This is a genomic window from Streptomyces sp. NPDC005722, from assembly GCF_040630935.1.
Classification (GTDB): domain Bacteria; phylum Actinomycetota; class Actinomycetes; order Streptomycetales; family Streptomycetaceae; genus Actinacidiphila.
In genome coordinates, this window is the sequence record NZ_JBEXYN010000001.1 from 418,868 (window position 1) to 443,568 (window position 24,701).

Sequence of the window (24,701 nt, forward strand, 5' to 3'; positions counted from 1 at the left end):
GTAATGACGCGGTCGCCCGGGCTGTACCGGTTATCGGACCCCGTCCGCCGCCGGGCCCCGGACCGCCACCAGGGCCGCGCCGGCGGCGAACAGCACGACGGCCGTCGCCCAGGCGGCGGGCTGGGCGCCCGGCTGCATCGACCAGGCCCACACCGCGGCCGCCCCGCCCGGGGTGCGGGGCGCCGCCAGGAAGGCGGCGCCGCCGAGGACCACGGGCGGCAGCCAGCTCAGCCGGGCGCCGAACAGCGCGGCGCCGGCCGCGGCGAGCCCGGTGAAGCCGAGCACGCCGCGGACCATCGCCGGGGCGCCGAAGTGCGCCGGGTCGCCGGGCACCGCGGTGCCCAGCCAGAGCGCGGCGAGCCCGGTGAGGCCGAGCAGGTGCGCCGCGCGCCACCGCCACCACGGCAGCGGGGCGGAGCGGTCCAGTTCGCCGGAGCGGCTGTGCAGCGAGAGCCCGGTGACCGCGGCGGCGAGCACCGGGGCCAGGACGACCAGCGGCACCCGGGCAGCCGGGTCGAAGAGGGCCCGGTCGACCAGCCGGTCCGCGCTCCAGCGCGAGACGGCGAAGAGGACGGCCAGGGCGGCGACAGCGCCGGGCAGACGGCGCGAGCGCAGGTAGAGGGGGACGAGCGAGGGCGTCATGGCACTGCCTCCTCGGCGGGTGGGGTTGACGATCACGGCGCCGGGACACCACTGGTGTCGCACACCCGCGCCGCGGCCAGGTAGCGGCCCAGCCAGGCCCGGCGGTCGGCGGTTGCCAGCGTGCGCAGGCGACGTGCCGCCGCCTCCGCCTGCCGCTCCTCGGCCGCAGTGTCCGCGAACAGTGGTTTGCCGAGGTCCAGCCACTCCTGGGCGGCGTACTCGGCGGGGTAGCCCGCCGCGTGGGACTGGCCCTGACAGCCGGGCGGCGTGGTGACCGCGTACACGAAGTCCCGGTACAGCATCTCCGGATCGCCCAGGTGACCGCGGAAGACCCCGCCGTACAGCTCGAACCGGACCTCCCCGGGCGGTGTGGCGTCGCCGGTGCCGCCCTCGCGGTAGCGGACGGGAGCCCCCGGCGTACCCGCGAGCCGGGCGTCGATCCGCGCCACCACCGCCCGCACGGCGGGCAGCGCGCCGGCGTGGGTCGCGCGGACGCACACAGCGGGCGTGGCCCGGTCGCAGACCAGCGCGGTGGCGGAGGAATCGGAGCGCAGCAGGCCGTCGCCGGTGCCGTACAGCACGGACCCGGCGGCGACCGCGGCCGCGAGCGGCAGGACGGCGAGGGCCCTGCGCCGCGCATGGCCCGCCAGCAGGGCGGCGACGGCGAGTCCGGCCGTCCAGACCGCGCAGAGGGCCCCGGCCCACCACACGGGGACGTCGCCGCCGAACCTCCCCCAGTCGCCGTTCGCGGGGCTCAGCCACGCCGTTCCCGCTCCGGTGTACCCCGAGACGCCGAAGCCGAGCAGGACGTACCCGGCGACGCCGGCCAGTGGGGGCGAGAAGCGCCAGGGCAACGCCCGCCCCGCCGCGAAGCCGAGCGCCCCCAGGGAGCCGAGCGCCACCGCGTCCACCGCCGCCAGGTGCCAGACGGGGTGCCCGTAGGACGCGTACGGCAGCAGCACCCCCAGGCAGACGGCGGTCGCCGCCAGGTGGCCCAGCACCGGCCAGGCCACCGACGGCAGGGCCGCCACGAGTGCCCTGCGCAGCGGCGACCGCGCGGCGGAGGCGAGCAGGTCGCCGGTGTATCGCCGGTGCTCGCGGCCGCCCTGCCGGCAACCCGCGGCGAGCGCGAGCGGACCGCCGAGCAGCAGGCCCGCCTCACGGAGCGCCGCCTGGGTCGTCGCCCAGGTGTCGAACAGGAGGTACCGCCTGGCCAGTACGGCGACGATCACGCTCACGGCCAGGACGGCGCCCACCCACACCCCGCCCCCGCGCAGCAGTTCGGTGCGGTGCGCACGGGGAGCGGCGGGAGGGGCCTGCGGCGTGGTGGTCAGGGTGCCCGCGGCGCTCATACGGCGGCCTCCAGGGAGGCGGCGCGCGCGGAGCGGTGGCGGCGCAGCGCCGCCGTGTAGCCGCGTTCGGTCGGGCTGTCCCCGGCCGCGTCGTCGTCGCCGGCGGCGGCCAGTTCCCCCGAGGTGCCCCGGAAGGCGACCCGCCCCTCGTCGAGGAGGGTCACCTCGGTGCAGGCGGTGGCGACGTCCTCGACGAGGTGGGTGGAGACCAGGACGGTCGCCGTGGCGCCCAGTTCCCTGAGCAGGGCGCGGAACTCCACCCGCTGCTCCGGGTCGAGACCGGCCGTCGGCTCGTCGAGCAGCAGCAGCTCCGGGTCGTTGACGATCGCCTGGGCGATGCCGACCCGGCGCACCATGCCGCCGGACAGCGTCCTGATCCGCGCGTCCGCGCGCCCGGCGAGACCGACCCGTTCCATCGCGCGCTCGACGGCCTCGGGCACCGCGTCCTTGGGCACCTCCTTCAGCCAGGCCATGTACGCCACGAACTCGCGCACCGTGAAACCGGGGTAGTGGCCGAACTCCTGCGGCAGGTAGCCCAGGCGGCGCCGCACCGAGGTGCGCCCCGCGGGGGCCGCAGGGTCGAGGCCCAGCAGCTCCAGCCGGCCGGAGCGGTACGGCGCCACGGTGGCCAGCACCCGGATCAGCGAGGTCTTCCCCGCGCCGTTGGGGCCGAGCAGCCCGTGGACGCCGCGCCCGATGCGCAGGTCGAGGGCGTCCAGGGCGGTGGTCCTCCGGTGCCGTACGGTCAGGCCGTCCACAAGGACGGTGGTCTCGGTGGTCACGTGCGCTCCAGGTGGTCGAAGGCGGTACGGCGCAGGATCAGCAGGCCGGCGCAGGCCGCGGCCGCCGCTGCCCAGCCGGGCTGCGCGGCGGGGGAGAGCAGCAGGGGCACGGCCGCGGCGGGGAGCCCGCACAGGGTGACGGCGCACAGCCAGGCGGCCGTGACGGCGCCGGCGGCCCGATGGCACCCCGTCCAGCTGCCGAGCGCCAGGGTGGCCCCGGTCAGCACGAGCCCCGGCAGCAGCCAGGCCACGGCCGCCCCGGCGCCCGCGAGCACGCCCCCGGCGGCGCTCAGCAGGGGCACGCACACCGCCAGCACCAGCCCGGTGCGCGTCAGCAGCAGCCGCAGCCCCCCGGAGGGTGTCGACGCGGTCAGTTCGTGGGCCGGGTCCCCGTGCCTGCCGTACGCGAGCGCCACGCCCAGGGGCGGCAGCACCGGCGCGAGCGCCAGCAGCCAGGGGCGTCCCTCCGGCGCCGCGCCCAGCCGGGACAGCGCCACGGCGACCGCGAGCGTGAGCAGTACGGACCCGACCCAGGCGGGCCGCAGGACGCGCGCGGACCGCAGCGCAGCCCGCCAGGGAAGGCTCCGCGCGGCCCGGGGCGCCGGCGCGGCCGCGGCGAGGACGGCCTCGCGGACGCCGGCGAGGAGCGGGCCCGCGTCGCCCGCCCTGACCAGCGCGGACAGCCGGGTGGCGCAGGCCGTGCAGGACTCCAGGTGCTTGTCCACCGACCACGCGGCGGAGTCGGCGAGGGTGCCGTCGGCGTAGGCGGCGGCCGCGGCGTCCGGCACGTGCCAGCCGGTCCGGTCCGCGGGCGGCGCGGCGGGGGTGCGGCGGGGGTTCAGCATGCGGCTCCTCCTGCGGGGCCGAAGGCGGCGAGGGCGGCGCGCAGTTCGCGGCGGGCCCGGGAGGCGCGGGTCTTGACGGTCCCCTCCGGTATGCCGAGCAGGCACGCGGTCTCCCGGGTGGTGAGGCCGTCGACCACGGTGGCCCGCAGCACGTCCCGCAACTCGGGGGAGATCCGGTCGAGCGCCGCGCCCACGTCGCCGTACTCCAGCCCGGCGAGGACGTCCTCCTCGGCCGACGGGGCGGTACCGGATTCGTGCGTCCGCGCGGCCAGCAGGTCGCGGGTGCCGGCCCGTACGGCGGCGCGACGGGCGTCCGCCAGCCGCCGGACGGCGATCACCCAGAGCCAGCCGCCCACGGCGCCGCCGCCGTGGCCGCCCGCCGAGCGCCAGGCCGTGACGAAGGTGTCCTGCAGTACCTCGCGGACGGTCTCGGGGTCGGAGCAGCGCCGGGTGAGCCGCGCGTGCAACCAGCCGGAATGTCGGTCGTACAGGTCCGCGAGGGCCTGGGCGTCACCCCGGGCGACCGCGCGCAGCAGCGCGTCGTCCCCGGGGGGCTCGTGGCTCATGGGCCGGAAGAGTCTCACACCCCTCTATCGCCCCCGCTCCCTCGCACGGTTCTCGTGCGGCCGCCCCCGTGTGTGCTTCGGCGTCTCCTTGGTGCCGGTCGGTCTCGTCGCGCGCCTATGGGGACGCCCGTCGGTCGGCCCGGGGCAGCGGTTCGGCGGTGGCGGATGAGGTTTGGGCGTCGCCCTGGTGCCGCCCTGACTCGTCGCGCGCCGAAAGGGCCCGGCTCCCGGGGGAGCGGAGGTCGGTGACGGTGCGTGGGTGCCGTGCGCGCACGGCGGGCGCCGGGGGCGGGACCGCTCCAGTGGGGCGTCCGTGCCTGGCGGGTGGCCGATCGCTCAGAGCGAACAGGGGCTGGGGAACACGAGGGGCATCAGATGCATTGAGTCTGCATAGCTCAACTTGATTGCTTAGGGAGAGATAATGGCTCAATCGTCTTCGTCGGCGTTCGCGCCGCTCACCCTCCCCGTGCTGCCCCTCGACGACGCGGTGGTCCTGCCCGGCATGGTCGTGCCGGTGGACCTGACCGACGCCGAGGCGCGTGCCGCGGTCGAGGCGGCCCAGGCCGCGCAGCGGTCCGGTCTGCCCGGTGTCGGCAACAAGCCGCGGGTGCTGCTCGTTCCCCGGGTGGACGGCGACTACGCGGGCGTGGGCACGCTGGGCACCGTCGAGCAGGTGGGACGGCTGTCGGACGGCGATCCCGGCGCGGTGATCCGCGGTGTCGGCCGCGTGCGCATCGGCGCCGGCACGACCGGACCGGGCGCCGCCCTGTGGGTGGAGGGGACCGAGCTCGCCGAGCCGGTGCCCGCCGAGGCTCCCGGCACCGTCGCGGAGCTCATGAAGGAGTACAAGGCCCTGGCCACCAGCTGGCTGCGCAAGCGCGGGGCCTGGCAGATCGTGGACCGCGTCCAGCAGATCGAGGACGTCTCGCAGTTGGCCGACAACGCCGGCTACTCGGGCTTCCTCACCACCAAGCAGCGCGTCGAGCTGCTGGAGACCGTGGACCCGGTCGCCCGGCTGAGGCTGGCCACGCAGTGGCTGCGCGACCACCTGGCCGAGCAGGACGTCGCGGAGACCATCCGCAAGGACGTCCAGGAGGGGATGGAGAAGCAGCAGCGCGAGTTCCTGCTGCGGCAGCAGCTGCAGGCCGTCCGCAAGGAGCTGGCCGAGCTGAACGGCGACCCGGAGGACGAGGCGGACGACTACCGTTCCCGCGTCGAGGCCGCCGACCTGCCCGAGAAGGTGCGCGAGGCCGCCTTGAAGGAGGTCGAGAAGCTGGAGCGGTCCAGCGACGCGTCCCCCGAGGGCAGCTGGATCCGCACCTGGCTGGACACCGTCCTGGAGCTGCCGTGGAACACCACGACGGAGGACGCCTACGACATCCCCGGTGCGCGGGCGGTGCTGGACGCCGACCACGCGGGCCTGGAGGACGTGAAGGAACGCATCACCGAGTACCTGGCCGTGCGCAAGCGCCGCCACGACCGCGGGCTCGGGGTCGTCGGCGGGCGCCGCGGGGGTGCGGTGCTGGCCCTGGTGGGCCCGCCCGGCGTCGGCAAGACCTCGCTCGGCGAGTCCGTGGCCCGCGCGATGGGGCGGAAGTTCGTGCGCGTGGCGCTCGGCGGCGTCCGGGACGAGGCCGAGATCCGCGGCCACCGTCGCACCTACGTCGGCGCGCTGCCCGGCCGGCTCGTGCGCGCCATCAAGGAGGCCGGGTCGATGAACCCGGTGGTCCTGCTGGACGAGATCGACAAGGTGGGCTCCGACTACCGCGGCGACCCGTCCGCGGCCCTGCTGGAGGTCCTGGACCCGGCGCAGAACCACACCTTCCGGGACCACTACCTGGAGGTCGAACTGGACCTGAGCGACGTGGTGTTCCTGGCCACCGCCAACGTCCTGGAGGCCATCCCGGAGCCGCTGCTGGACCGCATGGAGCTGGTGCGGCTGGACGGCTACACCGAGGACGAGAAGGTCGTCATCGCCCGCGACCACCTGCTGCCGCGCCAGCGCGAGCTGGCCGGGCTCGGCGAGGACGAGGTGACGGTCGACGACGCGGCCCTGCGCAAGCTGGCCGGGGAGTACACCCGCGAGGCGGGCGTGCGCACCCTGGAGCGGTCGCTCGCCCGCATCCTGCGGAAGGTCGCGGCCAAGCACGAACTCGGCGAGCGCGAGCTGCCGTTCACCGTCACCGCCGAGACCCTGCGGGACCTGATCGGCCGTCCGCACCACGTGCCGGAGTCCGCGCAGGACCCGCAGGAGCGGCGCACGGCGGTGCCGGGCGTGTCCACGGGTCTGGCGGTCACCGGCGCGGGCGGCGACGTCCTCTACATCGAGGCGTCGCTGGCGGACCCGGAGACCGGCGGCAGCGGACTGCAGCTCACCGGTCAGCTGGGCGACGTGATGAAGGAGTCCGCGCAGATCGCGCTCTCCTTCCTGCGCTCGCACGGCGCCGAACTGGAGCTGCCGGTCGGCGACCTGAAGGAGCGCGGGGTCCACATCCACGTCCCCGCGGGCGCGGTCCCCAAGGACGGCCCGAGCGCGGGTGTCACCATGACCACCGCGCTGGCCTCGCTCCTGTCGGGACGCCGGGTGCGCACCGACGTGGCGATGACCGGCGAGGTGTCGCTGACCGGGCGCGTGCTGCCGATCGGCGGCGTCAAGCAGAAGCTGCTGGCGGCGCACCGCGCCGGGATCACCACCGTGGTGATCCCCAAGCGGAACGAGGCGGACCTGGACGACGTCCCCGCCGAGGTGCTGGAGAAGCTGGAGGTCCACGCGGTCTCCGACGTCCGGCACGTGCTGAAGCTGGCCCTGGAGCCCGCCGGCACCGGCGCGGACTCCGGACTGGAGGCCGGCCCCCTGCCTTCGGCGGAGGAGCCCCCGGTCGCGGCCTGAACCAGGCCCTGACCGGGTGAACGAGAGCGGCCCCTCCCACGGCCTGAGGAGGGGCCGCTCCCGTGCGTCCGGCCTTCCCGGCGGGACACCGGCGCACGGAAGGGCCCCTGGTCACGCCGTTGGCGCCGGCCTGCGAAATACTGGGCACGCTGCGCACAGGGCGGCCGGAGACGAGAAGTTTTCACGACGGAAGGCGGGTGACCAGGTGGCCGGAACCGCCGGCTCCCCCAGGGAGGCGGACCCCGTGATGGAGGCGCTCGAACGCGAGCTCACCGTCCTGCTGCGGCGGGCCCGCGCCTCCTCCGGCGAGATGGCCCGGGAGGTCCATCCGGAACTGGAGCCCGCGGCGTACGGGATCCTCGCCCGGCTCGCCGAGACGGGCCCCGAGCGGGCCACCGTGCTCGCCGGCTACTTCGGGGTCGGCAAGGCCACGATGAGCCGTCAACTGCGCGCCCTGGAAGTGCTGGGGCTCCTCCGCCGCGAACCCGACCCGGCCGACGGGCGGGCCTTCCTGGTGCAGCTGACGGCCGAGGGCGCCGAGCGCTTCTCGCGCGTCCGGCAGGCGCGCCGGGCGCGCTACGTCAACCGGCTCCGCAACTGGGACCGGGACGAGCTGCGCGAACTGGCCCGGCTGCTGGGTCAGTTGAACGCCTCGCAGGAGTAGGAGGGCGCGCGACCCGCGCCTTTCCCCCGCCGGCGTGCGACCCGCGCCTGTCCCCGCCCGGCGCGCGGCCACGCCGCCGTCACCACCGCGCGAACACCGCGGTCGCGTCGTCGCGCACCTTGCCGCGCGGGAAGCGGGTGCCGTCCGGGTCCGCGGACTCCGCCGCGCGCACCCGGCGCAGGAGTTCCCCGGGCCCGGCCTTGCGCAGCAGGGTGAACGTGTCCTGCCAGGCGTGCTCGTGGAAGACCTCGACCAGGCGGGCGGCGCCGTCCGTGAGGGCCGCGACCGCGCGGACCCGTGAGCGCGGCCGGCTGCCCGTGACGGCGCGGGTGGCGACCGCGGGGTCCGCCGCCGCGGTGAAGAAGCCCCCCTCGGCGTTGCGCAGGGCCTCCACGGCCCGCCCGTACTCGGCGGCGGCCTCGGCGCGGGCGGCCGTGCCGCGCGGCAGGGCGCGCACCGCGGCGCGCAGCGCGGGCAGCGGAGGGGGCAGCCGGTCGAGCCGGTCGTCGCGTACGGCACCGACCTGACCTGCGGTGTCCTCGATGAGCAACACCGAGTCGGATAGCACCAGATGCTCCACGGTGTCCGCATTCCACCGGACCGCCACCACGGTCGCCTGGGGGGTGCGGCGGTGATAAAGGTCACAGGTTTCGCGGTGCGCGTCGGCGGTGCGCAGGACGGCATCCGCGAGACACTGCGCCAGGCTCGGGGCCGCGGGCGAAACGGACAGTTCGATCATGGATCCGCCCAGTTGGGAGACGTACCAGGGCACGTCGTGGCGGCACCCCGTGGGGCCGTCGGGAGGGGTGACGCCGTCCAGCAGGACCAGTGAACCGCCGCCGTCTGACGCGGGCATGGCCACTGCCACGAAGTCCTCGTTGGGGCGTCCCGGGTCGCCGGGCTCGGTGGCCGTCTCGATGCGCATGCGGCCAGTCTGCAGCAGCCGCCCGGGGGAGCTGTTCGAACCCCGGGGGCACCCGCCGGGGGTTACCGGTCGGTGAAGGTGCGCATCCTGCCAGGACGGCGGCTCCGATGCCAGTTCCGGGACCGCCCGGCGCGGAGGCGGGCGCGTAACGATCGTGCGGGGGAGTTGAACGTCAACTTGTCCGTGCGATTCACTCGTTCGAGTGTCGAGGCGGGGGACGCACATCTGCATTCCGGGTCGGCCTGAGAAGGTCGGGACGATGCCGGGATGAGGCCAGACGTTGCCGTGCTCGGCGCTCGGCCGATGTGTCGTCATCTCGGGACCAGTGGATCAGGCGAGACGGGATAGCGAGCACCGGTGCGAACACGACGTAACCCGCGGACCAAGCGCGTACGGCAGAGACTGCTGGTCGCCCTGCTGATCTGCGCCGTCACGGTCCTGGCCGCCTCCGCTCCTGGCGTTGCCACGGGCGTGCGCGACCTGGCCGAGTCACAGCGACTGGTCGGCATGGCCCGACTCGGGGCCCAGGCGGTCTCCTTGTCGCACGCCCTGGCCGACGAGCGCGACGACATGGCCGTCTTCGTGGCCGGCGGCCGCTCCACCGAGGGCGGCACCGGCGTCTCCGAGACCCAGCGCGAGCGGGTCGACCGCCAGGCCGAGGAGGTGCTGGCGGTGGCGGCCGGGACGGACACCGACGACGCCCCCGCCTTCGCCGCCGCGACCGCCGAGGTCGTCCGGCAGCTCGGGGAACTCCCCGACGTCCGGCAGAAGGTGCTCTCCGGTCCCGGCTCCGCCGAGGCCGCCGTCGCGGCCTACGACCCGGCGATCCGCGCGCTGAGCGGGGTCGGGTCCGCGGTCGCCCGCTCGCTGCCCGCCCGGGGCGCCTCCGCCGACACCACCGCGCTGCCGGAACTCGCCCGCGCCGTCGACCAGGCCTCCGTCCAGCGCGGCCTGCTGGTGGGCGCGCTCACCAAGGGCGGCGAGGCGTCCGGCCTGGTCGGCGCCGCGCAGACCGCCGCGGTCAGCGAACGGGCCGCGCTCGCCGACTTCCGGGGCGGGGCCTCGCAGGCCGCGGTCGAGCAGTACGACCAGACCGTCACCGGTTCCGACGTCAACGACGCCGACAAGCGGCTGAAGCAACTGCTGAACAGCTCCTCGCTCTCCGCGGCCGACCGCGCGCTCAAGCCGGGGTCGGTCCAGACGGCGCTCTCCGCGCGGATCGACATGATGCGCGGCGTCGAGTCCTCGCTCGCGGCGGCGGCGGCCGAACGGCTCGCCGCGCTGCGCGACGACGACGTGACGGCCCTCGAACTCCACGTCGCCCTCGCCTCGGTGTGCTTCCTGCTCGTCCTCGGCGTCGGCGTCTCCACGGCCCGGTCCATCACCCGCCCGGCCGCCGCACTGAACCGCTTCGCCCGCGGCGACGTCCCCACCGGCGAGCAGGTCAGGATCGTCGGCTCCGACGAGTTCGCGGCCACGGCCCGGGCGGTCAACGCGCTCCGCGCCGAGGTCACCGGGCTGCGCGGCCGCGTCGCCACGCAGGACGCGGAGCACACCAGGCTCCAGGGCGTACGCGACGCCCTCGCCGCGGAACGCGACCTGCTGCACGGACAGCAGGACGCCCTCAGCACGCGCCTGGGCACCCTGCAGGACAACGTCCACGGCACCTACGTCAACCTGACGCTGCGCACGCTCGGCCTGGTCGAGCGCCAGCTCACGCTGATCGAACGGCTGGAGGAGCTGGTCCACGACCCGGAGGAGCTCTCCCAGCTCTTCAAGCTGGACCACCTGGCCACCCGCATGCGCCGCAACAGCGAGAACCTGCTGCTGCTGGCCGGCGTCGAGCACGGCCACGCGCACCCCAAGCCCGTTCCGCTGGTTGACGTGGCGCGCGCCGCGGTCTCCGAGATCGACAAGTACGAGCGGGTGCGCATCCAGCAGCTGCCCGCGGGACGCGTCGCCGGCTTCGCCTCCGACGACCTCAGCCACCTGATCGCCGAACTCCTGGAGAACGCGGCCGCGTTCTCCCCGCCGGAGAACGAGGTGCAGCTGTCCGGCTGGATGCTGGAGAGCGGTGAGCTGATGCTGTCGGTCGAGGACCAGGGCATCGGCATCCCCACGGCCCGGCTGGACGAGCTCAACGCGCTGCTGACGCAGGCCGATCCCGCGGAGCACACCACCGTCGCCGAGGCCACCGGTATGGGCGTGTACGTCGTCGCCCGGCTCGCCGCCCGGCACGGCATCCGTGTGCAGCTCCGTGACGCCAAGCGCGGCGGCACCACCGCCGTGGTGGTGGTCCCCACGGCGCTCACCGCGCCCGCGGAGGACCCGGACGGCCCGCAGACCCCCGTGGAGGCGGCCGTCGCGGGCGAGCCGTGGCAGCCGCGCAAGGCACTGCGGCGGGCCCGCGGGGAGCAGACGGAGGAGCCGGAGCGTACGGCGCCGGCGACCGAGGAACTCGTGACGGAGACCGGCGCGGCGCCCGTCGAAGCGGCGGGAGCGTCCGGAACGGCCGAAGCAGCCGAGGCGCCCGAGCCCGGCGGCGAAGCGCCCGGTCCCGGCGAGGACGCCGTCGAGCACGCCCGCGCCGACGGGTCCGCCCCGGCCGTGGCGGCCGCCCCCGAAGCGGCCGCGGCCGTGGCCCCGGCCGCCGCCGTGGAGGTGCCGGACGGCATCGCCGTCACCGGCAAGGGACTTCCGCAGCGGGTGCCGCGGTCCACGGGGCTCTCGGGCGAACCGCAGGTCCACGGGCGGGCCCGGCAGGGGGGCGGGGTGGACCCGGAGGAGCTGCGGCGCAAGCTCGGCGGCTTCGCCCGGGGGCTGCGCGACGGCAGGGCGGACGCCCAGGCCGAGACGCAGGAGGTCCGGCGCGGTCTGCCCGCGCCGAGGAAGGCCGCGGACGAGACCGCGGACGCGGCCGCAGCAGAGGGCGGTTCGGGGGGACACCAACAAGTCGAAGCCGAAGGCGTCGAGGAGGCACGCGGTTGATGTCGGCCGGTACGGACACCCAGAGCGAACGGGGCCTGAGCCACGAGGCACGTAACCTCCAGTGGCTGCTGAGCAATTTCGTGGAGGACGTGCCCGGGGTCCGCTCCGTGGCCGTCGTGTCCTCGGACGGACTGCTGCTGCTGTCCTCGGAACCCGAGGACGAGGCCGGCCCGGCGGACGAGGGCGCGGCGGACGGAGCGGACGGAGCGGTCCGGCGGCCCAGGGGCCCGGCGGGCACCTCCGCCGACCTGGCCACGGTGGTCTCCGGCATCGCCTCGCTGACCGACGGCGCCGCGCGTCTGATGGACGGCGGCGGCGTGCGCCAGACGGGCGTGTCGATGGAGAACGGCAGCGTGTTCGTCATGACGATCGGGGACGGCTCGCTGCTCGGCGTCCACGCGGACGCCGAGTGCGACATGAGCGTGGTGGCCTACCACATGGCCCTGTTCGTGGGCCGGGCCGGACACGTGCTCACCCCCGCGCTCCGCACGGAGCTGCGCCAGGCGATCGAGGAGAGCCGCTGATGCGCCGTCCGCTGATTCCCGCCGCCCAGGCCGCCGCCGCCCTGCCGGTACGGGGCGCCGGGCGCAGGGCCGCCCGCGTGCGGCCGTACGCGCTGACCGGCGGCCGTACGTCCTTCGGCCACGTGCTGCTGGTGGAGACCTTCGTCGCGACGATCGACGGTTCCACCGAGCGCCGTGAGCTGACCTCGGGCAACTGGGCCGAGCGCGTCATGCCGGAGATGCGGGCCATCGTGGAACTGTGCCGCCGCATGCGCTCGGTGGCGGAGATCTCGGCGCTGCTGCGCATGCCGCTCGGTGTGGTCCGGGTGCTGCTCAGCGACCTGGCCGATCAGGGAAGGATCCGCGTGTACGGGACCGGGCACGGGCCCGGCGCCCCGGATCGCGCGCTGCTGGAGAGGGTGCTCGGTGGACTTCGCAGGCTCTGACATGTCGTCCCTCGCGGAAGAAGACGGCCTGCAGGAGTGGCAACTGGACGTGAGCCACGCCCCCACGTCGACCAAGATCGTCGTGGCGGGCGGCTTCGGGGTGGGCAAGACCACCTTCGTCGGCGCGGTCTCGGAGATCACCCCGCTCACCACCGAGGCGGTGATGACGCGGGCCAGTGAGGACATCGACGACCTCGGTTCGACCCCGGACAAGACCACCACCACGGTGGCGATGGACTTCGGCCGCATCACGCTCGACCGCGAACTGGTGCTGTACCTGTTCGGCACCCCCGGACAGCAGCGCTTCTGGTTCATGTGGGACGACCTGGTGCGCGGGGCGATCGGCGCGGTCGTCCTCGCCGACACCCGGCGGCTGGCCGACGCCTTCCCGGCGCTGGACTACTTCGAGAGCAGCGGCCTGCCCTACGCCGTGGCGGTCAACCGCTTCGAGGGCACCACCGCCTACGAGGAGATCGACGTCCGCGAGGCGCTCGCCGTGCCGGAGGAGATCCCGGTGGTCATATGCGACGCCCGTGACCGCCAGTCGGTGATCCAGGTGCTGCTGGCCCTGGTCAAGCAGGCACTCACGGCCTAGGACGACACGGCCGAGCAGTCTTCCGGGGGAGTCGTGGGGACGCCCGCCGGACGCATCCCAGCCGCACCCGTACGAGAGAGCGTGCCGCCTTGCGCAAGATACTGATCGTGGGAGCCGGCCAGTCCGGGCTCCAACTGGCCCTGGGCCTGCAGTCCCGGGGATACGAGGTCACCGTCATGTCCAACCGCACGGCGGACGAGATACGCCAGGGGCGTGTCATGTCCACCCAGTGCATGTTCGGCACGGCGCTGGCGCACGAGCGTGACCTCGGCGTCAACTTCTGGGAGGACCAGGCGCCCCGGATCGAGGGCCTGGGCGTCTCCGTCGCCGCCCCCGACGGGTCCCGGCCCGTCGACTGGGTCGGACGGCTCGACGCGTACGCGCAGTCCGTCGACCAGCGGGTGAAGATGGCCGGCTGGCTGGAGACCTTCGTCGAGCGCGGCGGCAAGCTGGTCGTCCACGGCGTGACCGTCGGGGACCTGGACTACTTCGCCCGCGCCTACGACCTGGTGATGGTCGCGGCGGGCAAGGGCGAACTGGTCTCCCTGTTCGGCCGGAACGCGGAGCGCTCCCCCTACGGCACCCCCCAGCGTTCGCTGGCCGTCGCCTATGTGCACGGCCTCGCCCCGCGCCCGGAGCACCCCGACCTCCACGCGGTGCGGCTCAACATGGTGCCCGGCGCCGGTGAGCTGATCGTGATCCCGGCGCTCACCACCTCGGGTCCCTGCGACATCCTCTTCTGGGAGGCGCTGCCCGGCGGTCCGCTCGACGTCTTCGCCGGGGTGAAGGACCCGCAGGAGCACCTGCGCATCACCCTGGAGCTGATGGAGCGTCACATCCCCTGGGAGTACGACCGCGCGCGCGAGGCCGAGCTGACCGACGCCGGCGGCACCCTGTCCGGGCGGTTCGCCCCGGTCGTGCGGCACCCCGTCGCGGAACTGCCCTCCGGCGGGCTGGTCCTGGGCGTCGCCGACGTCGTCGTCGCCAACGACCCGATCACCGGCCAGGGCTCCAACAGCGCCTCCAAGTGCGCGGCCGCCTACCTCGACGCCATCGTCGAGCAGGGCGACAAGCCCTTCGACCGGGACTGGATGGAGTCGGCCTTCGCCCGCTTCTGGACCACCGCCGAGCCGGTGACCAAGTGGACCAACGCCCTGCTCGGCCCGCCGCCGGAGCACGTCCTGGGCCTGATCGGCGCCGCCGGGCAGCTGCCGGCCGTGGCGAACCGCTTCGCCAACGGCTTCGACGACCCGTCGGACTACGAGTCGTACTTCTACGACCCGCAGGCGGCGAGCGCCTACCTGGCCTCGGTCACCGGAGCCTGACCGCTCCGCGGCGCCGGCGGTGACCGCCGCCGGTGCCGCGACGCCGGACGGCCTGCCGGTCCCAGCCCCGCAGCCGCGTCCGCTGCATCGAGGCGATCCTCAGCACCACACCGATGCACAGCGCCCCCGCCAGGACCCGGAGTGCGGCGCCTGCCGTCTCCGCCGCCGCCGGGTCCCCGGTGGCGATGGGGGAGGCCAGGAGCTGGGCCGCCACGAAGAGCAGCCACCACGAGGTCAGCAGCACACTGGTGCGCCGCGGACGCCCGGGCGGCAAGCCGGCCGCCCATATGTCGTTGATGATCCGCTTGGGCAGGACGAAGCCGGCCGGCGGGATCAGCCACGCGCCCGTGGTCCAGCCGCGCTGCATCCGGTGTCCACCGGGCGCCGGCGCCTCGGCGTTCACCGGCACGCGCACCCCGAGCGCGGCCACGACGACGACGGTCGTCGCCCTCGGGACGAGGTCCGGCTCGCCCCGGGGCGGACGTGCGGGCGGGGAGATGATGACGGCGCCGTCGTGGGTCACGGCGCCGCAACCTGCCGCCGTCCCCGCTCCCCGTTCTCCGGTCCACCGCCGCCCGCGTCCCGCCGTCCGCGCAGCGGCACCGGTACGCGCGCCCCGGGTGCTCGCGGTCCCGCCGTGGCGGGGTCCGCGGGGCTGTGAAACGCTCGTCGTACGGGACTTCTGTCCGGCGTCCGCACACAGATCCCGCACCGGTGGGCCGGGCCGTCCGCCGCGCAGCCCCGGGCCCCGCGCTCCCGTACGGGAGAGGGAACGGCGATGACGACGACCGAGCACGACCGCGACGGCCACCTCGACCCCACCCTGTACCGCACCCCGGCGGACGCGGTCGCCGCGCCGCCGGAACGGCTCGCCTACGTCGTCGGGTTCGACCCGGCCGGCGAGCGCCCGGACGCGCTGTTCACCGTCGTCACCGATCCGGCGTCCCCGGCGTACGGCCGGGTGGCCGCCCGGGTCGAGCTGCCGGGCCTCGGAAACGAACTGCACCACTTCGGCTGGAACGCCTGCTCCAGCGCGCTGGCGCACCCCGGCCACCACCACGCCGCGCGCCGCTTCCTCATCGTCCCGGGACTGCGTTCCTCCCGGCTGCACGTCCTCGACACCGTTCCCGACCCGGCCCGCCCGCGGCTGGTCAAGGTGGTCGACGCCGGGGAACTCGCCGCCAGGGCCGGGTACTCGCGGCCGCACACCCTCCACTGCGGCCCCGACGGGGTGTTCCTGTCCTGCCTGGGCGGCGCGGACGGCACGGACGGTCCCGGCGGTGTCGCGCTGCTGGACCACGAGACCTTCGACGTGCTGCGCGCTTGGGAGAGCGAGCGCGGACCGCAGCGGCTCGCCTACGACGTCTGGTGGCACCTGCGGCAGAACATCGCCGTCACCAGCGAGTGGGGCAGCCCCTCGATGATCGAGGACGGGCTCGTCCCCGAACTGCTGCTGGACCGCCGCTACGGGCACGCGGTGCACTTCTGGGACCTGGAGACGGGCCGGCACCTGCAGTGCGTCGACCTGGGCGACCGGAACCAGATGGTGCTGGAGCTGCGCCCCTCCCACGACCCCGAGGCGACCTGGGGGTTCGTGAACACGGTCGTCGACGTCGAGGACCTGTCGGCCTCGGTGTGGCTGTGGACCCGGGAGGGCGGGGAGTTCACGGTCCGCAAGGTGATCACCCTGCCCGCCGAGCCCGCCCGCGCGGAGGAGCTGCCCCCGGCGCTGCGGCCGTTCGGCGCGGTGCCCCCGCTGATCACCGACATCGACCTGTCGGTGGACGACCGGTGGCTGTACGTGTCCGCGTGGGGGACCGGCGACCTCCTCCAGTACGACGTGGGCGACCCGCTCCGGCCGCGGCTGACCGCGTCCGTGCGACTGGGCGGCATCGCCGGCCGGCAGGCGCACCCCGCGGCGCCGGACGTCCCGCTGAGCGGCGGCTCGCAGATGGTCGAGCTCAGCCGCGACGGGCGGCGCGTCTACGTGACGAACTCCCTGTACGCCGCCTGGGACGAGCAGTTCTACCCCGAGGGCATCGACCCGTGGATGGTCAAGCTCGACGCCGACACCGCCGGCGGCGGGCTGCGCGTCGACCCGGGCTTCTTCCCGCACGGCCCCGACTTCGGGGGCCTGCGGGTGCACCAGACGCGCCTGGAGGGCGGCGACGCCTCCTCGGACTCGTACTGCTACCGGCACTGACCGCCGGGCTCCCTCACCCGGCGACGTCGACGACGACCTTGCCCCGGCCCTCGCCCCGCTCCACCACGGCGTGCGCCTCGGCGGCCGTGGCCAGGGTGAAGCGGCGCGGGTCGAGCAGCGGCCGCAGGGCCCCGGCCTCGGCGAGGGTGGCGGCCTCGCGCAGGATCCCGCCGTGGTGTTCGCGCCCGCGGCCGGTGAGCATCGGCAGCAGCGTGAAGACCCCGGAGTAGGTGGCGCCGCGGAAGGACAGCGGCGCGAGGCTGTGGCTGCCCCAGCCGAGGGCGCTCACCACGTGCCCGGTGTAGGTGCGCACCGCGGTGAAGGAGGCGTCGAGCGTCTCCCCGCCGACGGTGTCGACGACGACGTCGAAGCCCTCGCCGCCGGTGTGCTCGGCGACGTAGGCGTCGACCGGGGTGGTGGTGCGGTCGATGGGGGTCGCCCCGAGGCCGGCGATGGTCTCCAGGCTCCGCGGCGAGCCGGTGGCGAAGACCTCCGCGCCCCGGGCCCGGGCGAGCTGGACCGCGACGTGGCCGATGCCGCCGGCGCCGCCGTGGACGAGCACCTTGTGCCCCTCGCGCACGCCCGCCCGGTCCACCAGGCCCTCCCAGGCGGTGATGAAGACCAGCGGGAGCGCCGCCGCCTGATGTGCCGTCAGGGAAGTGGGCCGGCGGGCCAGCAGCCGGACGTCCACAGCCGCGTACTCGGCCAGCGACCCCTGCAGGCCGCCGACCCCGCCGGTCATGCCGAAGACCTCGTCCCCGGGCGCGAAGCCGGTGACGTCCGCCCCGACCTCCTCGACCACGCCGGCGAGGTCCAGGCCGAGCACGGCGGGCGGCCGGGTCCTGGCGTGCGGAGCCTTCCCGGCGCTGATCTTGGTGTCCAGGGGGTTCACCCCCGAGGTCGCGATCCGGACCAGCACCTCGCCGGGGCCGGGCGCGGGGGTGCGGATCGTGCCGAGGACGAGGGGGCTGCCGAACTCTTCCAGCAGGACGGCGCGCATGGTGGCGCCCACCGGGGGGCGGGAGGTGGTCATCGGATGTCCTTTCGAACAGACAGGTCTGTTTGATTCGGGTCGGAGGAAAGCCCTCGTCCCGCGGCGGGGCGAGGGCGCGACGGGGTCAGACGGCGGGCGGGCAGGCCCGCTCGACCGCGGCGCGGGCGGCGGCCTTGGCGGCGGCCGGCATCGCCGGGTCCTGCTCCAGCTTGCCCGCGGCCAGGGTGCCGTCCACGAGCAGGGTCAGCTGCAGCGCGAGCTCGTCGGGGTCCGCGGCGCCGGCCGCCTCGGCCAGCCCCCGCACCCATGCCCGCACCGCCCGCTTGTGCGCCACGGTCACCTCGTGCGGGGGGCTGCCGGGCTCGCTCTCCGCGGCGGCGTTGATGAACGGGCAGCCGTGGAAGCCGTGGCGCTCGTACGAGGCCGAGACCGCGTCGAACAGGCCGACCAGTTGCTCGCGGGGATCGTCCCCGGCCGCCAGTGCGGCGGCGCGCAGCCTGCCCCGCCAGGAGTCGTCGACCCGGCGCAGGTACGCGGCGGCCAGCTCGTCCTTGGAGGGGAAGTGCACGTACAGCGTGGACTTGGCCACGCCCGATTCGGCGATGATCCGGTCGACGCCCACGCCGCGCAGGCCGTGGGCGGCGAACAGCGCCTCGGCCGTGGTCAGTATGCGCTCCCGCGCCGGGAGGCGCTTCGCCGTCGTGGGCATGGTGCTCACCGTGGTCCTCGCCGGGGCCCGGCGGGCCCCTCACGGCAAAACTAACAGACAGGTCTGTCCGATGCCGGTGAGACCCCGGTCACACCGGTGCCGGCGCCCGTGCGCACGAGCCGCCGGCGCGGCTTCAGGAGCGGGTGCCGAGCGGGGTCGGGGCGTGGGCCGACTTGGGGGCCGACGGGGAGACGTAGTGCTTCATCGGCGGGTTGCCGGAGTCCGGCCGGACCGCGCCGAGGACCGGGTTGGCCGCGATCGGGGAGATCTTGACGACGCCGCCCGGGCGCGGGGCCTGGATGACCATGCCGTTGCCGATGTACATCGCCACGTGGGTGGCGCCGGGGAAGTAGACCACCAGGTCGCCGGGGCGCAGCAGGTTCAGCGGGACGTGCGGCAGCTGCTTCCACTGCTCCTGGCTGGTGCGCGGGATGGTGGTGCCCGCGTGCTCCCAGGCCTGCGAGGTGAGGCCCGAGCAGTCGTACGCCTTCGGGCCCTCGGCGCCCCACACGTAGGGCTTGCCGAGCTGGGCGTAGGCGAAGCTCAGTGCCCTGTTGCCGGCCATCGACGGGGCGAGGGCCACGTTGCCGAGCTTGCCGGAGCGCAGGAAGGCGGCCTGCGCCTGGTCGATGCCCTGCTCCTCCAGCTTCTGCAGGTCCTCGATCTGGGTGCCGGTGAGACCGGCCAGGATCCGTTCGACGTCGGCGAGCTGCCGCTCGATCTCGTCCCTGGCCTCACGCTGCTTCTCCTCCAACTGCTCCGAGCCGTCCAGCGCGTGCTGCTGGGCCCGGTTGAGCGCGGCGATCCGCTTCTCGCCGTTCTCCAGCTGCGCGACGAGCTCGGCCTGGCTGCCCGCGGCGCGGTCGAGCATGTGCCCCTGGGTGAAGGCGTCCTGCGGGTCGTTGCTGAGCAGCAGGTTGAGGTACGGGGAGACGCCGCCCGACTTGTACTGCTCCCGCGCCAGCTGCCCGGCCAGCGCGCGGGCGTCGCTGAGCGCGGTGCGCTCCTCGGCGAGCTGCCGGTCGAGGCGGTCGGCCTTGCTCTGGTTCTCCTCGAGTTCGACCTTGGCCTGGTCGTAGGTCTCGGTGGCCTGCTCGGCCCTCTGGTAGAGGTCCTGGAGCTGTTCCAGCAGTACGACGAGCGTCCGGTCGCCCGGCGTGGGGTCGTCGGGTACGGCGTAGGCCTGGGCGGGGATGCCCAGGGCCGCGGCGGCCAGCAGCGCCCCGCAGACGAGTGCCCTGCGCACCCATTCCTTGGGCCGGTGTGCTGCTGACATTCCGTCACCTCCGCCTGTCCGCCGATGTCCGCGGGTAGATCCTTACATGATCGGGTCGGCTGCGACAGGGGGACGGGCCGGAACGGGCGGCTCCGGCGGTACCGGAGCCACCCGTTCGTCCGGCGTCAGCCGAAGTAGCCGTCGAAGTTCCGCTGGAATTCCCCATTGCCGAACCTGTCCCAGTTGATCGACCAGGTCATCAGGCCGCGGAGCCCGGGCCAGGTGCCGTGGGTGGCGTAGCCGCCGCAGTTGACCTTCCGGGTAAGGCAGTCCAGCGCCTTGTTCACCTCGGCCGGGGTCGTCCAGCCGTTGCCGGCGTTGCTGGTAGCGGGCAGGCCGATCGCGACCTGCGAGGGGGAGAGCGCCGGGAAGACCCGGGAGGTGTTGCCCGCGACCGGGAAGCCGGTGAGCAGCATGTCGGTCATGGCGATGTGGAAGTCCGCGCCGCCCATCTGGTGGTACTGGTTGTCCAGTCCCATGATCGGCCCGGAGTTGTAGTCCTGGACGTGGAGCAGGGTCAGGTCCGCGCGCATCGCGTGGATCACCGGGAGGTAGGCGCCGGCCCGCGGGTCCTGGGCGCCGTTCGGGCCCGGGCCGTAGAACTGGTAGCCGAGCTGGACGAAGAAGGTCTCGGGGGCCATGGTCAGCACGAAGGCGCTGCCGTACTTGGCCTTGAGGGTCTTCAGCGCGGAGATCAGGTTGACCACGACGGGGGTGGTCGGGTTACGGAAGTCGGTGTCACCGGCGTTGAGGGAGAGGGAGTGGCCCTCGAAGTCGATGTCGAGCCCGTCCAGTCCCCAGGTGTCGATGATCCTGCCGACGGAGGCGACGAAGGCGTCGCGGGCGGCGGTGGTGGTGAGCTGGACCTGGCCGTTCTGGCCGCCGATGGAGATCAGCACCTTCTTGCCCTGCGCCTGCTTGGCCTTGATCGCGGCCTTGAACTCCGCGTCGGACTCCACGTTCGGGCACTCGGCGACCGGGCAGCGGTTGAAGCGGATGTCGCCGGAGGTGGTGGAGGTGGGCTCGCCGAAGGCGAGGTCGATGTAGTCCCAGCTCGCGGGGACGTCGGCCATGCGGACGTAGCCCGAGCCGTTGGCGAAGCTGGAGTGCAGGTAGCCGACCAGGGCGTGGGAGGACGGCGCCGGGTCGGTCGGGGTCGGTGTCGGCGTCGGGTCGGTCGGAGTGGGCGTCGGCGTCGGGTCGGTGGGGGTCGGACTGGGCGTGGGCCCGCCGGGCCCGGTGAGCGACAGGTCGTCGGCGTAGTAGGTGGGCTGGGCGTACCAGCCGTGCACGTAGACCGTCGCGCTGGTCTGGTTCGGGCCGGTCGTGAACGCGACGTTCAGCTGCTGGTAGCCGCCGCCGGTGCCCGGGGTCCAGGTGCCGGCACCGCCGTCCACGCCGATGTAGACGTAACTCCCCTTGACCTGCGCCGAGAAGGTGTACGCGGTGTTGGGGGCGACGCCCACCGTCTGCTTGCACTGCGCGGTCCCGGTGCCGCTCGGGGTGCCGGCGAGGGCGCGACTGCCGCTCTTCGCCTGCCCGGTCACCACCTGCGTGGTGCCGGAGTCGCAGCTCCAGCCGGACAGGTTGCCCGACTCGAAGCCTCCGTTGGCCAGGAACTCACCGGCGTGCGCCGTGGGGGCGAGGGCGACCAGCCCGCCGAGCACGGCGGTGCAGGCGAGGGTCGCGGTCGCGGCGACGAGGTGTCTCATGGGGGCCGCTCCTTCGGGGGTGAGAAGAAGTGCGCATGACAACTCGCAGCAAACAGGTCTGGACCAATCCTGTCAATGGTCCGGACCATCCCGGCGGCCCGTCGCCCCCGTCACCCGGGTGGCGCCGCCCGTCGCCCGGGCGGCCGCCCCGCGGTCACCCCCGCGGCTTAGACCAGGGCCAGCGCGGCCCCTCCGGCCGGTTCCCCTCCGGGTCGTAGACGAAGACCCAGCGCGTACGGCGCTGCGCGCGCGGGCCGGGACTGGGCTCGCGATGATAGACGTGCACCACCGGGGCTGCGCCGTCCTCCTGCGGCACCGGCACCTCGTACACCTTCGGGGGCTGCCCGGTGATGCCGGTCAGCACCCCCAGCACGCGGCCGTCCAGCGGCCCTCCGACGAATTCCGTGTCCTCATGCCTCACGGGGTCAGGGTAGGCCCTGTGGAGGGGGTCGCGTTCAGGAAACGGCAGGTGGGAGCAGATGTGCGACTGCCTGGGCCAGCGGGGTCACCCGGCGGGCCAGGTCCCCGGCGGGGCTGCCGGCGCTCTCCCGCTCCAGCGCGGCCAGCGCGACCTCGGCGGTCTCCTGGTCGGTGGTGGAGCTGACCAGCAACAGGGCGATGAAGTGGTCCACCAGCCACTGCCGCAGCTCCTGGGCGGGGGGCCGCTTGCCCTCGTCCAGCCAGGTCAGAGAGACGGCCTCGACGCTGGCGATCCAGGAACGCACCATCATGGCCAGCCGCGGCCCCGGGTGCGGGGCGCCCAGGTGCATGAGGATCTGCTCGGCCGCGCCGCGCCGCACGCCGTCCACGATGGCGTCGGTCCGGCTGGTCTCGGCCACGCTGCCGCCGCGCAGCAGCGCGGAGTACGCCGCGTCGTGCTCGTCCACGTAGGCGAGGTAGCGGTCCAGCGCGTTGGACAGGCGCTGGGTCATCTCGCCCTCGGCGGGCTCGACGAAGCAGGTCCTCAGCTCCTCGGCGGCGTTGCGCATGGCGGCCTCGTACAGTTGCTGCTTCCCGCCCGGGAAGTAGCGGTAGACCAGGGGGCGGGAGACCCCCGCGGCCGCGGCCACGTCGTCGACCGAGACGTCCTCGGGCCTGCGGTGCCCGAAGAGGTCCACCGCGGCGGCGAGCAGCTGGGTGCGGCGCTGCTCGACGCTCAGCCGGCGGTAGGCGGGAGCGGCGGGCGCCGGCGTCGAACGGCCGTTCATGGACGCCAGCGTATCCGCCCGGGCGGTGTCCTAGCCGAGAAGCCCCGAGGTGCGCCACATGCGCCGTACGCCCGGGCCCTCGAACATGCCGATCTCGTCCAGGAAGTCCATGAGCTTCCGCGCGGCCTGCCGCATCACGTCCCGGCGGTGCGGGCTGGTGCGGGCCAGCTCGGCGGCGTACCGGGGATCCAGTCCCACCGAGGCGTACACCCGCGGGCTGATCAGCGACCGGGCGATCACCCGGGCGGCCTCCGCGGAGGAGACCCGGGTGAAGGCGAGCTCCCAGCGCGGCGCCGAGGCCATCTGGCGGCGCAGCTCCTCACGGGCGTAGCGGATGTGCCGGGCCTCCTCCACCACGTGGATGCGGGTGACGCCGCGGGTCAGCGGCTGCACGCGCTCGTCCGGGAAGGTCAGCCGCTGCATCCAGTCGAGGATCTCCTCGGCGAGCAGGGTGCCGGTGAAGGAACCGGGCGTGGTGGAGACCGTCTTCAGCACCCGGCCGAGGTTGTGGTCCAGGCGGGAGGGCCGGTACACGGGCGTGCCGAGCCGGGTCACCAGCCGCGCGAACATCTTCGAGTGGCGGCACTCGTCGGCGATCTCGGTCAGCGCGTAGCGGACGTGCCCGCTGGTGGGGTCGAGGTCGTAGGAGTGCCGCAGCAGCAGCTGCATGAGGATGATCTCGAACCAGATGCCGATCGAGGCCAGCGACGCCGCCTCGTGCCGGCTCAGTTCGATCCGCTGCTCCTCGGACATGTGCTTCCACAGCGGGGTGTCGTACAGGGAGACCAGTTCGGGGGGCCAGAACCAGGCGCCGTCCTCGAACGGGGCCTCCCAGTCGAGCTCGGTGTCGGGGTCGAAGGAGTGCTTCGCGGAGGCGTCGAGCAGCCGCTCCGCCACTTTCTCACGCGTTGCAAGAGGGGTGCCAGCGGTCATGCTCTTATGAGACTGTGTGTCAGCAAGCCCGTCAAGAGTCGAGGAGACGCCAATGCCGTCGCAGGACAACCTGTGGGAGATCCCGGCTTCCGGAGCCGCCCGCTTCTCCTGGGAGTACGACGACGGGCGCGACCGGCTGCTGGCCCTCTACCAGAAGGGCAAGGACAAGCAGTGGGACGCGGTCACCCGCATCGACTGGGACATCGAGGTCGACCCGTACGACCCGCTCGGCGTGCCGGACCAGAACATGACCGTCTACGGGACGCCGTACTGGGACAAGATGTCCGAGCGGAACAAGCGCGACATGCGCCGTGCCTACGCCTCCTGGCAGTTCAGCCAGTTCCTCCACGGGGAGCAGGGCGCCATGGTCTGCGCCGCCCGCATCGTGGAGTCGGCGCCCGACCTCGACGCCAAGTTCTACTCCGCGACCCAGACGATGGACGAGGCCCGGCACGCCGAGATCTACTCCCGCTTCCTGCGCGACAAGGTCGGCATGACCTACCCGGTCAACGACTCGCTGCAGGCGCTGCTCGGCGACACCCTGCGCGACTCCCGCTGGGACATGCCGTACCTGGGCATGCAGGTGCTCATCGAGGGCCTGGCGCTGGCCGCCTTCGGCATGCTCCGCGACACCACCGACAAGCCGCTGCCGAAGCAGATCCTCACCTACGTCATGCAGGACGAGGCCCGGCACGTCGCCTTCGGGCGGATGGCGCTGCGCGACCACTACAAGCAGCTGTCCGACGCCGAACTGCGCGAGCGCGAGGAGTTCGTCATCGAGGGCTGCTACCTCATGCGCGACCGGCTGCGCGGCGCCGAGGTGCTGGAGGACTTCGGCATCCCGCGGCAGGAGGCCGAGGAGCTGAGCGAGCGCTCCGAGTACCTGCAGCTGTTCCGCAAGCTGCTGTTCAGCCGCATCGTGCCGTGCGTGAAGGACATCGGGCTGTGGGGTGAGCGACTGCAGCGCGCCTACGTCGACATGGGCGTGCTGGAGATGGGCGACTCCGACCTCGACCTGCTGATGGCCCAGGACGAGGAGATCGCCGAGAAGCTCGACGCCGAGCGCTTCGCGAAGGAGGAGGGCGAGCGGGCCGCCGAGGTCGAGGAGGCCATCGCGCTGGGCGCCGAGGACTGAGCGGGGCC

Annotated in this window: 23 protein-coding genes; 9 read left to right on the plus strand and 14 right to left on the minus strand. The window is 74.1% G+C overall.

Annotation, left to right across the window (positions count from 1 at the left end; all coding sequences use genetic code 11):
• Nucleotides 1-30 precede the first annotated feature (30 nt).
• Genes ABZ479_RS01965 through ABZ479_RS01985 form a run of 5 tightly spaced genes read right to left on the minus strand, consistent with a single transcriptional unit; the run spans nt 31 to nt 4,187 of the window.
• Complete coding sequence (locus tag ABZ479_RS01965) at nt 31-642, minus strand: hypothetical protein (RefSeq protein WP_500459344.1); 612 nt, start codon at nt 640-642, stop codon at nt 31-33.
• A 32-nt stretch (nt 643-674) separates the two neighbouring features.
• Nucleotides 675-1,994 (minus strand): hypothetical protein, encoded by a 1,320-nt coding sequence (locus ABZ479_RS01970; protein ID WP_500459346.1) that lies wholly within the window; start codon nt 1,992-1,994, stop codon nt 675-677.
• Nucleotides 1,991-2,776 carry an ABC transporter ATP-binding protein gene (locus ABZ479_RS01975; RefSeq protein ID WP_500459347.1) on the minus strand — a complete coding sequence of 262 codons (786 nt, stop codon included), beginning with the start codon at nt 2,774-2,776 and terminating at the stop codon, nt 1,991-1,993. The genes ABZ479_RS01970 and ABZ479_RS01975 overlap by 4 nt, the downstream gene beginning before the upstream one ends.
• On the minus strand, nt 2,773-3,621 hold the full coding sequence (locus tag ABZ479_RS01980) for a zf-HC2 domain-containing protein (RefSeq protein WP_500459348.1): 849 nt from the start codon (nt 3,619-3,621) through the stop codon (nt 2,773-2,775). The genes ABZ479_RS01975 and ABZ479_RS01980 overlap by 4 nt, the downstream gene beginning before the upstream one ends.
• Nucleotides 3,615-4,187 carry an RNA polymerase sigma factor gene (locus tag ABZ479_RS01985; protein ID WP_500459350.1) on the minus strand — a complete coding sequence of 191 codons (573 nt, stop codon included), beginning with the start codon at nt 4,185-4,187 and terminating at the stop codon, nt 3,615-3,617. The genes ABZ479_RS01980 and ABZ479_RS01985 overlap by 7 nt, the downstream gene beginning before the upstream one ends.
• 421 nt (nt 4,188-4,608) lie before the next feature.
• On the opposite strand from ABZ479_RS01985, the gene lon reads away from it, so the two are divergent.
• A complete protein-coding gene (gene lon, locus ABZ479_RS01990) occupies nt 4,609-7,077 on the plus strand; it encodes an endopeptidase La (RefSeq protein ID WP_500459352.1) in 2,469 nt (822 codons plus the stop codon).
• A gap of 247 nt (nt 7,078-7,324) precedes the next feature.
• Entirely contained in the window at nt 7,325-7,741 is a 417-nt protein-coding gene (locus ABZ479_RS01995) for a MarR family winged helix-turn-helix transcriptional regulator (RefSeq protein ID WP_499602762.1), read from the plus strand.
• 79 nt (nt 7,742-7,820) lie between these two features.
• Here ABZ479_RS01995 and ABZ479_RS02000 read toward each other — a convergent pair whose 3' ends face one another.
• Nucleotides 7,821-8,666, minus strand: coding sequence for a hypothetical protein (locus ABZ479_RS02000; protein ID WP_500459353.1), 846 nt, complete (start codon nt 8,664-8,666; stop codon nt 7,821-7,823).
• A gap of 357 nt (nt 8,667-9,023) precedes the next feature.
• Here ABZ479_RS02000 and ABZ479_RS02005 point away from each other — a divergent pair, with 357 nt between their 5' ends.
• From ABZ479_RS02005 to ABZ479_RS02025, 5 genes are all read left to right on the plus strand, one after another.
• Nucleotides 9,024-11,654, plus strand: coding sequence for a sensor histidine kinase (locus ABZ479_RS02005; RefSeq protein WP_500459354.1), 2,631 nt, complete (start codon nt 9,024-9,026; stop codon nt 11,652-11,654).
• Nucleotides 11,654-12,178, plus strand: a complete 525-nt coding sequence (locus ABZ479_RS02010) for a roadblock/LC7 domain-containing protein (protein ID WP_500459355.1) — start codon at nt 11,654-11,656, stop codon at nt 12,176-12,178. The genes ABZ479_RS02005 and ABZ479_RS02010 overlap by 1 nt, the downstream gene beginning before the upstream one ends.
• A complete protein-coding gene (locus ABZ479_RS02015) occupies nt 12,178-12,603 on the plus strand; it encodes a DUF742 domain-containing protein (RefSeq protein WP_499602678.1) in 426 nt (141 codons plus the stop codon). The genes ABZ479_RS02010 and ABZ479_RS02015 overlap by 1 nt, the downstream gene beginning before the upstream one ends.
• A 1-nt stretch (nt 12,604) precedes the next feature.
• Nucleotides 12,605-13,198 carry a GTP-binding protein gene (locus ABZ479_RS02020; RefSeq protein ID WP_499602677.1) on the plus strand — a complete coding sequence of 198 codons (594 nt, stop codon included), beginning with the start codon at nt 12,605-12,607 and terminating at the stop codon, nt 13,196-13,198.
• A gap of 89 nt (nt 13,199-13,287) precedes the next feature.
• Nucleotides 13,288-14,523 carry a styrene monooxygenase/indole monooxygenase family protein gene (locus ABZ479_RS02025; RefSeq protein WP_500459356.1) on the plus strand — a complete coding sequence of 412 codons (1,236 nt, stop codon included), beginning with the start codon at nt 13,288-13,290 and terminating at the stop codon, nt 14,521-14,523.
• Here the strand turns inward: ABZ479_RS02025 and ABZ479_RS02030 are convergent.
• A complete protein-coding gene (locus ABZ479_RS02030) occupies nt 14,510-15,046 on the minus strand; it encodes a DUF4328 domain-containing protein (RefSeq protein WP_500459358.1) in 537 nt (178 codons plus the stop codon). The genes ABZ479_RS02025 and ABZ479_RS02030 overlap by 14 nt on opposite strands.
• 255 nt (nt 15,047-15,301) lie before the next feature.
• On the opposite strand from ABZ479_RS02030, the gene ABZ479_RS02035 reads away from it, so the two are divergent.
• Nucleotides 15,302-16,726, plus strand: coding sequence for a selenium-binding protein SBP56-related protein (locus ABZ479_RS02035; protein WP_500459360.1), 1,425 nt, complete (start codon nt 15,302-15,304; stop codon nt 16,724-16,726).
• A 13-nt stretch (nt 16,727-16,739) separates the two neighbouring features.
• Here ABZ479_RS02035 and ABZ479_RS02040 read toward each other — a convergent pair whose 3' ends face one another.
• The 7 genes from ABZ479_RS02040 to ABZ479_RS02070 form a co-directional block, all read right to left on the minus strand.
• Nucleotides 16,740-17,759: a zinc-dependent alcohol dehydrogenase family protein gene (locus ABZ479_RS02040; RefSeq protein WP_500459361.1), complete on the minus strand. Its 1,020-nt coding sequence runs from the start codon at nt 17,757-17,759 to the stop codon at nt 16,740-16,742.
• Nucleotides 17,760-17,844: 85 nt separating this feature from the next.
• Entirely contained in the window at nt 17,845-18,429 is a 585-nt protein-coding gene (locus ABZ479_RS02045) for a TetR/AcrR family transcriptional regulator (protein ID WP_500459362.1), read from the minus strand.
• Nucleotides 18,430-18,562: 133 nt separating this feature from the next.
• The gene (locus tag ABZ479_RS02050; RefSeq protein WP_500459363.1) at nt 18,563-19,705 is read right to left on the minus strand and encodes a C40 family peptidase; all 1,143 of its coding nucleotides are present in this window, start codon (nt 19,703-19,705) and stop codon (nt 18,563-18,565) included.
• 125 nt (nt 19,706-19,830) lie between these two features.
• Nucleotides 19,831-21,417 (minus strand): chitinase, encoded by a 1,587-nt coding sequence (locus tag ABZ479_RS02055; protein WP_500459364.1) that lies wholly within the window; start codon nt 21,415-21,417, stop codon nt 19,831-19,833.
• Between the two features lie 154 nt (nt 21,418-21,571).
• A complete protein-coding gene (locus ABZ479_RS02060) occupies nt 21,572-21,838 on the minus strand; it encodes a DUF8847 domain-containing protein (RefSeq protein ID WP_500459365.1) in 267 nt (88 codons plus the stop codon).
• A 34-nt stretch (nt 21,839-21,872) separates the two neighbouring features.
• Nucleotides 21,873-22,625 carry a TetR/AcrR family transcriptional regulator gene (locus ABZ479_RS02065; protein WP_499602664.1) on the minus strand — a complete coding sequence of 251 codons (753 nt, stop codon included), beginning with the start codon at nt 22,623-22,625 and terminating at the stop codon, nt 21,873-21,875.
• A gap of 30 nt (nt 22,626-22,655) precedes the next feature.
• The gene (locus ABZ479_RS02070) at nt 22,656-23,558 is read right to left on the minus strand and encodes an AurF N-oxygenase family protein (RefSeq protein WP_500459366.1); all 903 of its coding nucleotides are present in this window, start codon (nt 23,556-23,558) and stop codon (nt 22,656-22,658) included.
• Nucleotides 23,559-23,610: 52 nt separating this feature from the next.
• Here ABZ479_RS02070 and ABZ479_RS02075 point away from each other — a divergent pair, with 52 nt between their 5' ends.
• Nucleotides 23,611-24,693, plus strand: a complete 1,083-nt coding sequence (locus ABZ479_RS02075) for a ferritin-like domain-containing protein (RefSeq protein WP_500459367.1) — start codon at nt 23,611-23,613, stop codon at nt 24,691-24,693.
• Nucleotides 24,694-24,701 lie beyond the last annotated feature (8 nt).

What these genes read in the sequence shown, in the direction of transcription:
- ABZ479_RS01965 (WP_500459344.1), bottom strand. Translation starts at nt 642, where the DNA reads ATGACGCCCTCGCTCGTCCCCCTCTACCTGCGCTCGCGCCGTCTGCCC.
- ABZ479_RS01970 (WP_500459346.1), bottom strand. Translation starts at nt 1,994, where the DNA reads ATGAGCGCCGCGGGCACCCTGACCACCACGCCGCAGGCCCCTCCCGCC.
- ABZ479_RS01980 (WP_500459348.1), bottom strand. Translation starts at nt 3,621, where the DNA reads ATGCTGAACCCCCGCCGCACCCCCGCCGCGCCGCCCGCGGACCGGACC.
- ABZ479_RS01985 (WP_500459350.1), bottom strand. Translation starts at nt 4,187, where the DNA reads ATGAGCCACGAGCCCCCCGGGGACGACGCGCTGCTGCGCGCGGTCGCC.
- lon (WP_500459352.1), top strand. Translation starts at nt 4,609, where the DNA reads ATGGCTCAATCGTCTTCGTCGGCGTTCGCGCCGCTCACCCTCCCCGTG.
- ABZ479_RS01995 (WP_499602762.1), top strand. Translation starts at nt 7,325, where the DNA reads ATGGAGGCGCTCGAACGCGAGCTCACCGTCCTGCTGCGGCGGGCCCGC.
- ABZ479_RS02000 (WP_500459353.1), bottom strand. Translation starts at nt 8,666, where the DNA reads ATGCGCATCGAGACGGCCACCGAGCCCGGCGACCCGGGACGCCCCAAC.
- ABZ479_RS02010 (WP_500459355.1), top strand. Translation starts at nt 11,654, where the DNA reads ATGTCGGCCGGTACGGACACCCAGAGCGAACGGGGCCTGAGCCACGAG.
- ABZ479_RS02015 (WP_499602678.1), top strand. Translation starts at nt 12,178, where the DNA reads ATGCGCCGTCCGCTGATTCCCGCCGCCCAGGCCGCCGCCGCCCTGCCG.
- ABZ479_RS02020 (WP_499602677.1), top strand. Translation starts at nt 12,605, where the DNA reads ATGTCGTCCCTCGCGGAAGAAGACGGCCTGCAGGAGTGGCAACTGGAC.
- ABZ479_RS02035 (WP_500459360.1), top strand. Translation starts at nt 15,302, where the DNA reads ATGACGACGACCGAGCACGACCGCGACGGCCACCTCGACCCCACCCTG.
- ABZ479_RS02040 (WP_500459361.1), bottom strand. Translation starts at nt 17,759, where the DNA reads ATGACCACCTCCCGCCCCCCGGTGGGCGCCACCATGCGCGCCGTCCTG.
- ABZ479_RS02045 (WP_500459362.1), bottom strand. Translation starts at nt 18,429, where the DNA reads ATGCCCACGACGGCGAAGCGCCTCCCGGCGCGGGAGCGCATACTGACC.
- ABZ479_RS02050 (WP_500459363.1), bottom strand. Translation starts at nt 19,705, where the DNA reads ATGTCAGCAGCACACCGGCCCAAGGAATGGGTGCGCAGGGCACTCGTC.
- ABZ479_RS02055 (WP_500459364.1), bottom strand. Translation starts at nt 21,417, where the DNA reads ATGAGACACCTCGTCGCCGCGACCGCGACCCTCGCCTGCACCGCCGTG.
- ABZ479_RS02065 (WP_499602664.1), bottom strand. Translation starts at nt 22,625, where the DNA reads ATGAACGGCCGTTCGACGCCGGCGCCCGCCGCTCCCGCCTACCGCCGG.
- ABZ479_RS02070 (WP_500459366.1), bottom strand. Translation starts at nt 23,558, where the DNA reads ATGACCGCTGGCACCCCTCTTGCAACGCGTGAGAAAGTGGCGGAGCGG.
- ABZ479_RS02075 (WP_500459367.1), top strand. Translation starts at nt 23,611, where the DNA reads ATGCCGTCGCAGGACAACCTGTGGGAGATCCCGGCTTCCGGAGCCGCC.